7 protein-coding genes are annotated in these 15546 nt (G+C 39.4%); all 7 read left to right on the top strand.

What is annotated here, in order from left to right; genetic code table 11:
- Positions 1–87: 87 nt before the first annotated feature.
- A complete protein-coding gene (locus AC4MRQ_RS03675; protein ID WP_491196292.1) occupies positions 88–4191 on the top strand; it encodes a hybrid sensor histidine kinase/response regulator in 4104 nt (1367 codons plus the stop codon).
- 548 nt (positions 4192–4739) lie between these two features.
- A complete protein-coding gene (locus tag AC4MRQ_RS03670) occupies positions 4740–7430 on the top strand; it encodes a glycosyl hydrolase family 28-related protein (RefSeq protein WP_491196291.1) in 2691 nt (896 codons plus the stop codon).
- Between the two features lie 124 nt (positions 7431–7554).
- Positions 7555–9300: a right-handed parallel beta-helix repeat-containing protein gene (locus AC4MRQ_RS03665; RefSeq protein ID WP_491196290.1), complete on the top strand. Its 1746-nt coding sequence runs from the start codon at positions 7555–7557 to the stop codon at positions 9298–9300.
- Positions 9301–9605: 305 nt separating this feature from the next.
- Complete coding sequence (locus tag AC4MRQ_RS03660; protein WP_491196289.1) at positions 9606–11597, top strand: glycoside hydrolase family 97 protein; 1992 nt, start codon at positions 9606–9608, stop codon at positions 11595–11597.
- A gap of 55 nt (positions 11598–11652) precedes the next feature.
- On the top strand, positions 11653–13383 hold the full coding sequence (locus AC4MRQ_RS03655; RefSeq protein WP_491196288.1) for an arylsulfatase: 1731 nt from the start codon (positions 11653–11655) through the stop codon (positions 13381–13383).
- Between the two features lie 200 nt (positions 13384–13583).
- Complete coding sequence (locus AC4MRQ_RS03650) at positions 13584–14693, top strand: Gfo/Idh/MocA family protein (protein WP_491196287.1); 1110 nt, start codon at positions 13584–13586, stop codon at positions 14691–14693.
- A gap of 16 nt (positions 14694–14709) precedes the next feature.
- Positions 14710–15546 (top strand): glycoside hydrolase family 97 N-terminal domain-containing protein (locus tag AC4MRQ_RS03645; RefSeq protein ID WP_491196286.1); only part of this gene is annotated, 837 nt, incomplete at its 3' end.

Below are 15546 nucleotides of genomic sequence, written 5' to 3'. Positions count from 1 at the left end.
TCCGGCATGGGTTTTTTTCTTAAATTACGCTGATACTTCAATACAACCATTGGTTTTGGAACAATAAGGCTTCGAAAATTTAAACACATGAATAAGTTTATCATCGCTTTAAGCATACTTTTACAGTTGGTATTTATATCTGTCAGAGCTAAGGAGTTGGTTTTAAATCAGCTTTCGGTAGAGCAAGGCCTCACTTATAATTATGTAACAGATATTCTCCAGGATAAGTCTGGTTTTATATGGATTGCTACCTTGAATGGTTTAAATCGCTTTGATGGTAACAGAGTCATTAACTATTTTGAAAAAGGAGCCAAAACCGAAGGTCTGGATAATGACAGAATTCCTTCCATCTGTGAAGATATCGATGGTAATATCTGGATTTCATGCAGCTTTGAAGGCATAAGCGTATTTGATACAAAAAAGGAAAAGTACCACAAGATAACACTCGACAGCTTAAACCACTTAAGCAACTTTACCACCAATATTCACCGGACCAATAACGGAGATATGCTTATTGGAACAAGAAGTGGTGAGCTTTTCAGAATTAAAAAGAGTGAGATCAGTAAGATAACAACCGGAGAAGCGCCACAGCTCCAAAGGCTTGAATTTAAATTAAAGAATTCACCATCTGTTAACAGGATTGTAGAAACAGTGCAGATCGATGGTCATTTGTGGTTGCGCGACTGGATGCAGAACCTGTTCAAAGTACAGTATAATAATGACCATGCACTCAGTTATACAATTGAATTTATTGCGCCAGATGTAAATAATATTCAAAGAGATAGCAAGGGAGTGTTATATGTCTGTTCTAAAAAAGGGTTAAAGCGATATGAAATTGCGGAAGGTTTTCAGTTGTCATACAGTGAATGGCCAACGATCAAAGGGACAGAAAATCAAGATGTATTAAACTGCATTATAGATGATGCCGACAATGCTTGGGCGGTAATGCGTGATAGCGGAATTGTTAAATTCTCGAATATAAGTTCACCAACGCCTAAGTTGGAACAATACTCCACTGTAATTAATGGGGCGCGTAAGCTGATGTTTATCGACCGTTCCAATACTTTATGGATTTCAACCACAAGAGAAGGTGCATATTATGGAGATGTTGCGGTTAAAACCTTTAACAAACTGGAAACCTTTCAATCTTACTATAATGGAGATGAGTACCTGATAAACAGCTCCATCTACGACTCAAGAGGAAATTTATGGGGTAGTGGATTGGATACGTATATGTATGTCAAAAAGCATGATAGCAAGGATGAAGAACATATTGTGGAATCGATTTTTGCTTCAGACTTTTTTGAGGATGACAGGCAGCAATTATGGATTGCATCAAGGGATGGTGTTTACAGATATCCCATTACGCTGTTAGGTAAAGAATCAGTTAAGAATTACAAAATTGATTTTAGTAAATGGAACCGAAGCGATTTAAACGGGATTTTATTCAATTCGGTTGATGAAGATCATTTCAATAACATATGGCTGTCAACAGATAAAGATCTGATATATCTGATTCTGGATAATCAACTTGAAATAACTGATGTAAAAGTGTTTTCAAGGGATGTCAGTGATGCGCTTTATCCCTGCGATATTCAGATAATCAGAGTTCATCCGGTGAAAAACCAGCTTTGGGTTATGCAGCGCGGTTGCGGAGTGTCTGTCCTGAGTTACGAAGAAGGTATCAACAGTATAAAATACGATAATTACAATATAAATCGCGAGAACGGGCATTTTATTCCTTCAAAAACAGTGAATAACATCATGTTTGATAAGGATAATGTTTGGTTGTGCTCCGATCATGGACTAATTAAGCTCTATTTCGATGAAACAGCAGGTGAATATTTGTATCAGAAATGTTATACTACCGAAGAAGGTTTAAGCCATAATATTGCACTGTCAGCTATAAGAGACGATGAAAACTTCGTCTGGATAGGGACCAACTATGGATTATCATGTTTAGATATTGAGAAAGATAAGATCATCAGTTTTGCTTCGCAACACCTTCTGAGGAGTAATGTTTTTACTAAGAGTGCTCAAAAGCTTAAAGATGGTTCATTGGCTTTCGGAACAGAAAAAGGATTTGTCACCTTTGATCCATCTGAAATATTCCTGAATGAAAAGCCTCCGAAAGTTGTATTTACTGGATTGTCAGTGTACAATGAACCTGTTTTACCAGGACAGGAAATTAGGGGAAATAAAGTATTACTTCATAGCCTTAATAATACGAAGCATATTGAAATTAACTACAAACAGAACGATTTTACAATTGACTTTGCGGCTTTACATTATGCTTTTCCCGATGCAAATAAATTCAGCTATTTTTTACAAGGTTACAGCGATAAGTGGATAAACACAGATCAAAAGCGCGCATATGCTAAATTCTCTAACCTCAATGCTGGAAAATATAAGCTGCTGGTAAAGGCTTCAAATAACGACGGTTTATGGACTGAAGAAACTACTCAATTAGGTATAACAGTTTTGCCTCCTCCCTGGAAAACCATATGGGCTTACCTTCTTTATACCTTGATTATTGCATTGATTGTGTATCTGACCCTTAAGTTCTGGAAGGGGAGAGTGCAGCTTAAAAACGAAATACTGCTTGAGCGAAAAGGACGGGAGGCCGATGCCATGATTAACAATATGAAGACATCTTTCTTTACCGATATCTCACATGAATTCCGTACACCCTTGACTTTAATAGTCGCCCCTGTACGTGAGCTGATTGATAAGTTTAAGAACGATGAAACGATACTTGAAAAACTGGTTCCGCTTGGTTTAAACGTTAACAGGATGTTGCGTCTGATTGATCAGCTGCTTGACTTCAGAAAACTGGAAACCGGGAACCTTAAATTAAATGTCCGTAATGATAATATTGTCGAAACATTAAAAGCGATAAAAGGAAGCTTTGATAATGTAGCCAAACGAAAGAGTATTTCATTCAGGTTCGAATCTTCAATTGATGAATTACAGACGGTTTACGATGCCGATAAAGTTGATAAGATCGTTCATAACCTTTTATCCAATGCCTTTAAGTTTACACCGAAAGGAGGGCAGATCATTCTGAATCTGAGAGAAATTGAGGATGATCACATTGAAATAAAAGTCAAAGACAATGGTGCCGGAATTACTTCAGATGATATGCCAAAGATTTTCGATCGCTTTTTCCAGACCAGTGGTTCTGAAGGTACAGGCATAGGTTTGGCATTAGCCAAAGAAATGGTCGAACTGCACAAAGGAAAAATTACAGCAGAAAGTACGCCAGGAGTCGAAACCACTTTTACTGTAGTTTTAGCTGTTGGAAACGATCATTTCTTTAACGAAGTACAGCTACAAAAAGTAAACGACGGTTATGAGAGCTTACCGGTCTGGTTGTCCTCATCGCTTGAAGAAGCACATTTTAACGAGAAGGAATTGCAGGAAAGCGAAAAGCCGTTAATCCTTATTGTTGAGGATAATCTGGAGATAAGCAGTTATATCGAACACTTGCTGAATAAGGATTTCAGAGCCATGGTTGCTATTGATGGAAAAGTGGGGTTGGAGTATGCAACAAAATACCTGCCCGATATAATTATTTCTGATATTAGAATGCCCGAAATGGATGGTATTGAAATGTGCCGGCTGTTAAAAGAAGATAGCGTTACATCGCACATTCCTTTGCTGTTTTTAACAGCTAAAACATCTGAACAGGATAAAATTACCGGACTTAATGTAGGATCTACCGATTATATTCGTAAGCCCTTCGATCCGGTGGAACTGAAACTGAAAGTTGAGAACGTTCTCAAAAACCAGCAACAGGTTAAAGACCATCTTAAAAAATCGATTATTCTCAGCCCATCCAGTGTTGAGATTGAATCGCCGGAAGAAGCCTTCCTTGTAAAAGCAGTTAAAGTGGTGGAAGAAAACATGAGCAGTGGTGAATTTAATCTGGTCAATCTCTGTGAAGAATTGGGAGTTAGCCGCATGCAGTTACACCGCAAGCTAAAAACGCTGACAGGTCAGAGTACAACTGAATTTATTCGTTCCATCCGTTTAAAAAGAGCAGCTCAACTTCTGGAAACCGGCCATATGAATGTGGTGGAAGTCATGTATGAGGTGGGAATTGAAAGTAGCTCATATTTCTCCAAGGCATTTAAAAGTCAATTTGGATTGCCACCGGCTGCCTATATGAAAAAGCATGGTAAAAGTTAAGTATTAATACGAATAAGTGGCTGTAAAATGTATTGTACTTTCAGTGCTTTATCATTTTATTGTATTGATCTCAGAACTTCACCCCATACTATTTATGTACAGGCTTTCGCTAAGGCGGAACATGCATTTAAAATCTCTTACTAGTCCTGAAAAGGACGATACATATTAGAATAGTCTGCCAGGGCTATGGATACGAAGTTTATGTTTTTGAGAACTGTAAGTCCGATACATATGTATTCTGCTTTGGTTTCAATGTTTGATCGACATTATTAGTATGCCAGCAAATCAAAAAGGCGGGTAGGATGTTTACACTTACCTGGGTATAAACTCTGCCCTCTATAATGCAGAAAATTCTGCAGCTTAATACAGAGAATTCTGTAGCCCCGCACAGAAAAATCTGTAGCTCCCCACAGAAAAGTCTGTAGCTCCCCACAGAAAAGTCTGTGAAGAAGATAAGCCCATATTAAGGAGTGGTTTGTTAACAATCAGTTACATTAGCGCAAGATGAAATAGCAGTAATGAAGGATCTTGGTCAATAAAAAAAGCATATGATTAAGAGAATTTATTTAAGCCAGATGTTTCTGCTGATAAGCGGATTAATTGTTTTAGGGCAATCTGTCAAGTCGCAAATAGGAGCCCACCAAATGCCTTATAAACGCTATGAAGCAGATGCTGGTGTTTATTCAGGTGGGGCCATTCTAAAAAACGTTTCGTTTGATCAGGCATTAACCCAATCTGAGGCTTCCGAAAAAAAGTATATAGAGCTGGCTGCTCAAAATTCGTTTATTAAGTGGCAGGTGTTAAATGCATCAGGCGGGATGACCTTAAGGTTCACAATGCCGGACTCAAACGATGGGACAGGCTTAACAGGAAGTCTGGATGTATTTGTAAATGAAAGTAAGGTCGGAAGCATTGACCTGACATCTTTTTATGCCTGGCAATATTTTGACAAATCTGAAGGTTCTGACCGCCATCCGGTTAATACTCCCTCAACAGGTAATCCACGAATGCGTTTTGATGAAGAACGTTTTAAGTTTCCGGTAGAACTACAGGTTGGTGATGAACTTAAACTGGTCAAGATCAATGATGATGGGATAGCTTATGGTGTTGACTTTGTTGAACTGGAAGCCGTACCTGGAAAGATTGTAAAACCCAATGGCTTTATTTCGGTTACCGATTCTGAATTCGGAGCAATACCGGATGATAACGGCGATGATATGGAAGCTTTTGAGGCTGCCATTACAAAAGCTAAGGAGACAAATGCCGGACTATATATTCCGGAAGGGAAATTTCTTTTAAGTAAAAACATTACCATTGATTCAGACGGTTTTACACTTCAGGGAGCCGGTATCTGGTATACACACCTGCATTGGACTGGCTATTCAGGAACCGATGCAGATGGCGGGATATATGGAGTCGGTTCAGAAGCCCATGTGTCAGATTTTTATATGACATCAAACTTAAATAACAGAGATGGAGGTTATCGTGCATTCAGCATGTATTGGGGTAAGAATTCACTAATTGAAAATATCTGGTTGTCACATTTTTCAGTTGGTTTCTGGACTTCGGATAATTATACCGAAAGCTCATTAAACGTCGCAGATCAGTTAACTATTCGTAATTGCCGGATTCGGAATACTTATGCCGATGGATGTAACTTTTCACGGGGTGCACGCAATTGTGTTCTGGAACATTGCAGTTTACGAAATAATGGTGATGACGCAATGGCAACGGTTTCCCATTCACCTGAAGTTGTTGGTCCGTGCACAAATAATACGTTTAGATACAATACCGTTGAGTTTGTAAACAGAGCAGCAGGATTAGGGATTTTTGGAGGAGAGCAGCATGAAGCCCACCATTGTATTATCAAAGATAATTTTGCAGGAGCAGGTATTCGTGTTAATTCTACATTTCCGGCCTCTCCCTATGTTTCGTCTTCTACAATTAATATTTACAACATGCAGGTTGAACGCTGCGGAACAAGATATGCTCTATGGGATAATAATATTGGCTCAATTAATTTAAAAACCCGCTACTATGACGTTCAAAATATTAACCTGAAAGATATTGATATTATAGATGCACAAACGGATGCCATTCAAATTGAAAGAGCAACAGACGAAACAGAAATGAGATCTGTTTACCTGGAAAATATTACGATTAAAGGAACAGGAAAAGACAATCTGGGCGAGGGATATGGAATTCGCGTTACAGATAACTGCAAAGGTTGGGTTGGAATAGATAATATCACTTTTGAAAGCACACGCTCTGGTAATATTTATGAGAATGCTCCGAACTTCGAAATTAAAACATCTACTACAGCGGGATCATCAGTAAATCTTTCCCCTACAGAATTATCAATTTATGAAGGGGAGGTAACACAATTGTATGCGAAAGCATTTCCAGCCGGTACTGAAGAGCAAATATTTAGCTGGTCATCCGGCGATACAAATATTGCAAGCGTTGATCAAAACGGACAATTAACAGCACTTAATCCTGGAATGGTAACCATTACAGTTGAACATGATAACGGACTGACTGCTACAAGTGAAGTGACGGTGTTAATAAAGATTGTTCCGACAGAAGCTTACAAGATAAAAAACCGAATGAATGATAGTTATCTGTATCAGGATAATGACATGGTGAAGTATGGTGCTTTTCAGAATAATGAAAGTTACTATTGGTATATACATGAAGTTTCGGATGGTGTCTATGAACTGAAAAATAAAGGCAGTGACCTGTATATGCACGTTCAGAATAAAAAGGACTATGTAGAGTTATCACAGAGCTGGCCGGCATGGTCAAGCAGGCGTTGGACCATTGAAGAAGTGGAGGAACAATGGTTTTGCCTTAAAAATGTATGGTTGAATAAAAGAGCCAATATTGTTGCTCAGACAGGATATCTTCAGTACGCAAACAATCCGGATAATACAGAAACGGGTGCTCAGTTTACTCTTGAGAAGGAAAATATAAATACAGGCTTGAATAAAGCTATCAATCTGAGTTATAAACTTTATCCAAACCCTGTGGATAATGAACTTCAGATACAATCAACTACAGGTAAATTATCGCATGTAAATCTGTTGAATATGCAGGGTAAAACAGTGATGAAAATTGAAAAATGTGAAGGAAAAGAGGTGGTTTACCTTAATTTAGAATCATTGACACCAGGCATTTATATAGTGCAGCTACAAGACAAAGATGGTGCTGCTTTAAGTGATAAGATTGTCAAGCGATAGATTTTAGTAGTAAATGAAGAATCAAGCCACAAGAAAAGCTTATCAAACAAGAGCATGACAAAATTGGCGAGTTCCCCACCTGCGTCGGGCAGGCATGTGACAATTGAGAGAAAAATTTAGATATATGAAAATTACCATTCTATTATTAGGATTTGTAGCGATGCTGCAGATCACAAACGGGCAAACCATGGGTGCCTACAAAATGCCATATATTCGCTATGAAGCTGATGCAGGTACTTTTGCCAATGGGGCAGTACTATTAGAAGAATCATACGACCAGGCTTTATTACAGTCTGAGGCTTCGGAGAAAAAGTGTATTTCATTAACAGAAAAGGATTCATTTGTTCAGTGGGCTGTAGAGCAGGAGGGACGTGGCTTAACTTTACGTTTCTCTATTCCTGACTCAGAAAATGGAAGGGGACTTAACGGGAAATTGGGTTTGTACATTAATGGAAAAAAAGTGCAAGACATAGAGCTCACATCTTTTTTTGCGTGGCAGTACTTTGATAAATCTAAAGGTTCTGATCGTCATCCGGTTAATACTCCATTTACCGGAAATCCCAGAATGCGTTTTGATGAAGAGCGATTGTTGTTGCCTTTTAATGTTAAAAAAGGAGACATTATAAAGCTATGTAAAGATGACGATGATGATATAAATTATGCCGTTGACTTTATTGAACTGGAACCAGTCGGGCCGGCCATTCAATTACCAGATGGTTACATTGATGTGACCAATAAAAAGTATGGAGCAGTAGCCAATGATGATAAAGATGATGCCAAAGCTTTTGAAAAGGCCATTGCTGATGCCTACCGACTTAATAAAGGGCTTTATGTCCCTGCCGGAAAATTTGATCTGAGCTTTCAACTTAAACTGGAAGAAAATGATATCAGTGTGCAGGGAGCAGGTATTTGGTATACACATCTGCACTGGACGGCCCTGACTGATTCAAAAGGTTCAGGTGGTTGGCTTGGTGCCGGATCAAACCTGTACTTGTCTGATTTCTACATGACATCAAACCTGAATAATCGCGGAGGTGGGTATCGTGCCTTTAGTCGCCACTGGGGAAGTAACTCAGTCATTGAGAATATTTGGTTATCGCATTTTTCCGTTGGTTTTTGGACAGCCAGCAGCTACAAAAAGACTGACACTCAAAAGACAGAAAACCTGACGATCAGAAATTGCCGCATTCGAAATACCTATGCTGATGGGTGCAACCTGGCAAGAGGTGCAAGTAACTGTGTGGTGGAACATTGCGATTTTCGTAATAATGGTGATGATGCCATGGCCTCTGTTAGTCATGCTCCTGATATTGTAGGTGCATGTACAAACAATTCGTATCGCTACAATACCGTTGAATTTGTCACCAGAGCTGGTGGGTTAGGCATTTTTGGCGGACAAAAACACCATATGCACCACTGCATTATTCGTGATTGTTTTGCCGGTGCAGGTATCCGCGTGAATTCAGTATTTCCGGCATTTCCATTTGTCGATTCATCATATATTACCATTAGCGATATGTTAGTAGAACGTTGCGGCACCAGTTATGGATTATGGAATAACAATATTGCAGCCGTTAATATCACTACTCAGCGCTTTGATGTGCAGAACGTTATTTTCAAAGATATCACGGTAAAAGATTCTCAGACTGATGCAATTTACATTAATCGATCAGGTAATGATGCAACCATCAGAAATATCATCTTTAAAGATATCGTTATTGATGGCACAGGGAAAGATGAAAATGGCAAAGGAGATGGTATTTTTATCACCCGCAAAAATACAGGATGGGCAAAAGTTTCAGATATATACTTCAGGAATATAAAATCAGAAGAAATCAGAAATGATTCGCCACAATTTAAAATCAAGTAAGTTTCCATAAGCGCTTCAATTGTGCGGGTGAAACTTTGTCTCCCACAGATTGCGCAGAGTCCCGCAGAATGTTTTGTTAGCCGAACTGGCAAAACAAAATCAGCGAATATCTGCGCAACTTTTTATACCTATGGAAATATTCAGTTTTGGCTTTCAAAAGAACCATACAACTAACTATAAAACCCCTATCTATGAATAATAAGCAATTGTCTGTTACATTCAAGCACATGATAAACTAGCCGCCACATCTAATTTAGCACATGTTATTTGATCAATGTAGGATTTAGAATTAAAGAAATAATTAGATGAGACAATTGTTATTGGGTTGTATTATGGCTCTTCTTGCAGGTGCCTGTAATACATCAGAAGGTGATTTTAATATGGTAAGCCCTGATAAAACAATTCAGGTAAGTTTGAACAACCACCAGGGAAAATTAAGCTATTCGATAGTAAAAGGAGACGAAACAATTATAAAAAGTTCGGCTTTAGGGCTGGAGTTTAAAGGTGATTTTGATTTATCAGAGAACATAAAAGTTGTTAAGGCAACGGTAGAGTCACATAGCTCCACTTGGGAACAGCCTTGGGGCGAAAAGCGGGAAATAGAAAATAACTACATTGAGTATACTTACAATGCGCTTAGAGGGACATATGCTTTTCAGGTTCAATTTCGTGTATTTAATGATGGTGTGGGTTTCAGATACATTATCCCCGAACAAAAAGACGTTGAACAGTTTGCACTGACCAATGAGCTGACAGAATTTAACATGAATAAGCAGGATAAAGCATGGTGGATTCCGGCATATAACAAGAACAGCTACGAGCACCTGTATACCAAAAGCACCATTGAGAGTATGCAGGATTCAGTTCATACACCTCTGACGATTGAGAGCGTAAATGGTAAATACATCTGTATTCACGAGGCCGATTTAACAGACTATGCATCAATGCAGTTGGTGCCCAATAAAAACGGTGGTCTTGTTTGTGACTTGGCACCATGGCCCGATGGTATAAAAGTGAAAACTGAAGGTGATTTTCAATCTCCATGGAGAACTGTCCAAATTGTTGATACTCCAGATGAATTGGCAGAATCATATATGATATTAAATCTGAATCCTGAATGTAAGATTGAAGATACATCATGGATTAAGCCTGGTAAATACGTTGGTGTATGGTGGGAGATGCACATGAAAAAATCGACCTGGAGCCAGGGAGAAAAGCATGGTGCTAACACCGAAAATGTAAAGCGATACATTGATTTTGCAGCAAAGTATAATTTTGATGGTGTTTTGGTTGAAGGTTGGAATTTTGGCTGGGATGGAAAATGGTATCAGGATGGCAGTGATTTCCGTTTTTATGAATCGGTACCGGCATTTGATATGGATGAATTATCTGCTTATGGTGCTGAAAAAGGAGTGGCTTTAATTGGTCATCACGAAACAGGTGGCGATGTTAATAACTACCTGGAGCAGATTGAGAAAGCATTTCAATATTGTAATAAACATGGCATTAAGGTGATAAAAACCGGCCATGTTGGTCAGTTCCTGAATTATAAGCATACGCATTACGGTCAGTTTGCTGTTGAATACTATCGGGATGTGGTTGAGTTGGCAGCCAAATATAAAATCTGTTTGGATGTGCATGAGCCAATTAAAGATACAGGTATCAGAAGAACATGGCCCAATATGATGACGCGTGAGGGAGCCAGAGGAATGGAGTTTGATGCCTGGGCTAAGGACGGAGGCAACCCCCCATCACATTTGGTAACAGTACCATTTACACGCTGTTTGGCCGGACCTTTTGACTTTACGCCAGGTATTTTTGAAATGGAACTACCAACGCGTCCGGATAACCAATCCAACATGACACTAGCCAAGCAATTAGCGGCTTATGTGTTAATCTATAGCCCTCAGCACATGGCGGCTGATTTACCCGAAAATTATGAAGGTAACCCTGCATTGCAATTCATTCTGGATGTACCCGTCGACTGGGAAGATACCAAAGTGTTAGATGCTAAAATTGGGGACTACTGCACAATAGTTCGTAAAGACAGAAGTAGTGAAGACTGGTATCTGGGCGCAGCTACCAATGAAGAAAAGCGAACATTCGAACAGAAACTGACCTTCTTAGATAAGAATGCCAAATACTTGGCTGAAATATATCGCGATGGAGAGGGTGCTCACTGGAAAAATAACCCGAAGGCGATCATTATTGAAAAAGTGGAAGTAGATAGCAATTTCAGATTAACATTTCCACAGGCTGCCGGAGGAGGAATAGCTATTCGTTTTAAAAAGATATAAAGTGTAATAACACCTCAAATGTTATTACAGCGCATTTAAAACTAAAATATTACAAATGAGAAATAGAATTTTATCAATAATTATTTGCTTGCTGCTGATGCTACCTCTCGCATCAAAATGTTTTGGAAAAAACACAGATAAGAGCAAACCCAATATTATTTTTATATTGACGGATGATCAGGGATATGGTGATTTTAGTTGCACAGGTAACTCTTACCTTAAAACACCTGCAATGGATGCTATTAAAAATGAAGGAACATTCTTCAGCAACTTTCATGTAAGTGCGGTTTGTGCACCAACACGTGCGTCTATTATGACGGGCCGTTATAACTATCGAACAGGTGTGTCAGGTGTAAACAAGAGTAAAGTCAACATGTATGCTGATGAAACCACCATGGCTGAATACCTGAAAGAAGCAGGTTATAATACCGGCCTGTTTGGTAAATGGCACTTAGGGTATAATTACCCAATGCGTGCGATTGATCAGGGCTTTGATGTGGCTTATATGTGGGATGAGATGCAGTATTTCCGAACTGACCCTGTGATGGAGGAAAATGGTGTAAACAAGCAATATAAAGGCGAGTTTCTGACCGATGTTATTTTTGATAAAGCCGAGGCTTATCTGGATGAACAAGCTAAAAAGGATGAACCATTTTTTGCCTACATAGCAACGTTTCTGCCTCATACTCATCATGATGGTACACAGGTGCCTGAAGAATACATGAAACGATTTGACAGGTATACCGAGTTAAGCTGGCACACGCGTCAGTGTTATGCCATGATTGAAAAAGTGGATGAGCGAATGGCCTTATTAATGGAGAAATTAAAAGCTACAGGGCAGGAAGATAATACCATCATCATATTTACAACGGATAATGGCTCGGCCGAATGTTATCCGGGGGCAGAGCGCGATTGTCAGGAGCGATACCGTTGTGGCTTGCGTGGCATGAAAGGCACTCCTTATGAAGGAGGTGTTAAAGTACCTCTATTTATAAAATGGAAAGACAATTTTAAGGCTGGACATGAAATTGATAAGTTCACTGCTCATGTTGATTTGCTGCCAACTATTATGGACATCATCGATCAGCCGTTGAAATCAGATAAGATAATTGACGGACGTAGTTTGTATCCATTTATTAAAGGCGAGCAACCGACTTGGGAGAATTCATTTTTCTATCATCTGTATATGCCTAGCATGGCCATCAAAGAAAATATGTGGAGAAAAGGAACAGTGGTAAGTGGCGACTACAAACTTGTGGAAGGACGTGAGCTATTTAATATTACCAAAGATCCTTATGAGTTGTACAACTTAGCGGATGAGATGCCTGACAAGCTGCAATCAATGCGTGATAAATATGTAGCTCGTTTGGATGAATACCTGGCCGAAAGAGGTTCTCGACGTCAGCCTAATATAATTGGCAATAAACGTCAGGAGTTAGTTAACTTGTTTTATTTTGAAAAGATACCAGAAGAGAAAGGCTGGCCTGTTTTTGTAGAGGATAAAGGACCTTATAAATTATCAATTTACGACATTCAACATGCAGATATTAAGCCGGGAAGCGAGTTTGTGTTAAAAGCAAAAGATAAAGAATGGAGAATTCCAATTGAAGCTTCTAAGAGTGATTTGTTTCTGGAAGGAATTAAGCTGCCAAAAGGTGAGTATTTTATACAATTAAATATCGAAGGAGATACGTTCCCCAAAAGGTTTAAAACCTGGACAGAGAAACAAGGACGTTATCACCGGGAAGAATGGGGACACAGAAGAGTTACCATCGAAATACAATAAGAATACGCTTCCATCAATTAAGGCGCAGGAATTATTTTCTGCGTCTTTTTTTATCCCTTAATCCCGGATTATAACTTGCAATACTGACATTTTAACTACGATGTATATATCCTTCAAATAAGCAAATGGATGTTACCTCTGAGCAACTGCAACTATCAATATTCCTTTAGGTTTGCCATGTACTAGATACTTAATGGCAAATGTGCAGAACAAAATTTATCGGAATAATAGGGGTAATTCTTATCGCAGTCGCTGGCAAAGCTCAGTCGCCGGAGCATCATTTTCGACTGGGAATTGCAGGCCTCACCCATGGGCATGCTAACCTGCTTTTCAGATTTAAAACAACAGACTGCATCAGCATAGTTGGTATTGTAGAACCGAACAAAACGGTCGTGCAAAAATATCAACAACGTTACCAGTTACACGATTCTTTGTTTTTTGATTCACTTCAGGAAATGGACAGGGTTGCCCGGCCGGAAGGAATTGCTGTTTTTAGCTCAACCAAAGAGCATTTACCGTATATCAGCCAATGTGCCGGAGAAGGAATTGATGTAATGGTGGAAAAACCTTTATGCATTGATTACAAAGAAGCTCAACGTATCTCACACCTGGCAGATTCAGCAGGGATTAAAGTCATTACCAATTACGAAACTACCTGGCATCCGGCATTGGATTCCTGCGTCAGTAAATTAGGTGAGCAAGGTATCGGTGGACTAAGGAAAGTGGTCTTTCATCATGGTAATAACGGAACACGGCACACCAAAGCACCGGCTGAGTTTGTAGAGTGGCTAACTGATTCTGTTCAGAACGGTGGAGGCGCCATCATGGATTTTGGTTGCTATGGTTTGAACATTATTACTGAAATAACACAAGGACAATGGCCAAATAGCATTTATGCTGAAGCCACGAATTATAAACCGGAAGATTATCCTCAGGTTGATGATGATGCGTTGATTGTGCTGAATTACGATGGCTTTAAATGTTTGATTCAGGCATCGTGGAACTGGGCTGTTCCGCGTAAAGATATGGAGCTGTATGGCAGCCGCGGGAAAGCGATGGCTGTTGATGCCACCAATTACAACTATCAGGTGAATAGCCGAAGTCAATTGCTGACCGTAGAGTTAGCACCTAATGGGTATCCGGTTGATGAGCCATTACTGTACTTCAAAAGGATAGTGAGAGGCGAAGAGAAATTACAAACCTACGACAGAGCATCTCTGGAAAACAACATGATGGTGATGAAGCTGCTTGATCTCGCACGTGAGAGTAGCAGCAGGAAATACCAGATTCGGATAAAGAATGATAATTAAATTAAAATAGCACAGAATGAATTTTTTGAAGACGATTGGAATTGGAATTATAGCCATTGTAATGTTTGGCTGTTCAAAGCCGCAAAAAGAAAACAGGCTCGAATCGCCTGATAAACAGAATAAGCTGGTTTTTAACCTGGATGAAAATGGTGTGGCATATTATGCTCTGTATCGTATGGGTGAAGAGCTTGTTGCGCCATCAAAACTAGGTTTCGTATTGGATGGGAGTGATACCTTCAACAAGAATTTTAAAATTACAGGCAGTAAAACTTCAACATTTCAGGGCATATGGGAACCTGTTGTGGGAGAGGTTAAAAGCATTGAGAATAACTATAATGAGTTGAGCATCCAGTTGCAGGAGCAAAGTGGCAAAGAGCGCCTGTTGAATGTGACATTCCGTTTGTTCAATGACGGTATGGGCTTTCGTTATGAGATTCCCGAACAAACTAATATCAGCGAGATTGCTATCACCTCAGAAGAAACAGAGTTCAATATAGATACCAGAGCACAGGCCTGGTGGATCCCTGGTGATTACAACAGTTACGAGAATATCTATAACGAAAGCCCGGTCAGCGCTATTGATTCGGCTAATACACCCGTTACCTTTAAAACCGAAGCAGGTACCTATGTGAGTGTACACGAAGCGAATCTTACCGATTATTCAGACATGACCTTAAAGAGTAACGAAAAAGGATTGTATTGTAACTTGGTGCCATGGCCAGATGGGGTTAAAGTGAAAGGAAAAGCTCCCATGTTAAGTCCATGGCGCACCATTCAGATCGGAAAAGACGCCGGCGACTTAATTGAATCCAGCTTAATTTTGAATCTGAACGAACCCAATAAAATAAAAGAT

This window comes from Carboxylicivirga sp. (genome assembly GCF_982718395.1).
The sequence above is the reverse complement of the archived record's forward strand: the minus strand, read 5'-3'. Positions and strand labels throughout refer to the sequence as shown.

What these genes read in the sequence shown, in the direction of transcription:
- AC4MRQ_RS03660 (WP_491196289.1), top strand. Translation starts at nt 9,606, where the DNA reads ATGAGACAATTGTTATTGGGTTGTATTATGGCTCTTCTTGCAGGTGCC.
- AC4MRQ_RS03650 (WP_491196287.1), top strand. Translation starts at nt 13,584, where the DNA reads ATGTGCAGAACAAAATTTATCGGAATAATAGGGGTAATTCTTATCGCA.
- AC4MRQ_RS03675 (WP_491196292.1), top strand. Translation starts at nt 88, where the DNA reads ATGAATAAGTTTATCATCGCTTTAAGCATACTTTTACAGTTGGTATTT.
- AC4MRQ_RS03670 (WP_491196291.1), top strand. Translation starts at nt 4,740, where the DNA reads ATGATTAAGAGAATTTATTTAAGCCAGATGTTTCTGCTGATAAGCGGA.
- AC4MRQ_RS03665 (WP_491196290.1), top strand. Translation starts at nt 7,555, where the DNA reads ATGAAAATTACCATTCTATTATTAGGATTTGTAGCGATGCTGCAGATC.
- AC4MRQ_RS03655 (WP_491196288.1), top strand. Translation starts at nt 11,653, where the DNA reads ATGAGAAATAGAATTTTATCAATAATTATTTGCTTGCTGCTGATGCTA.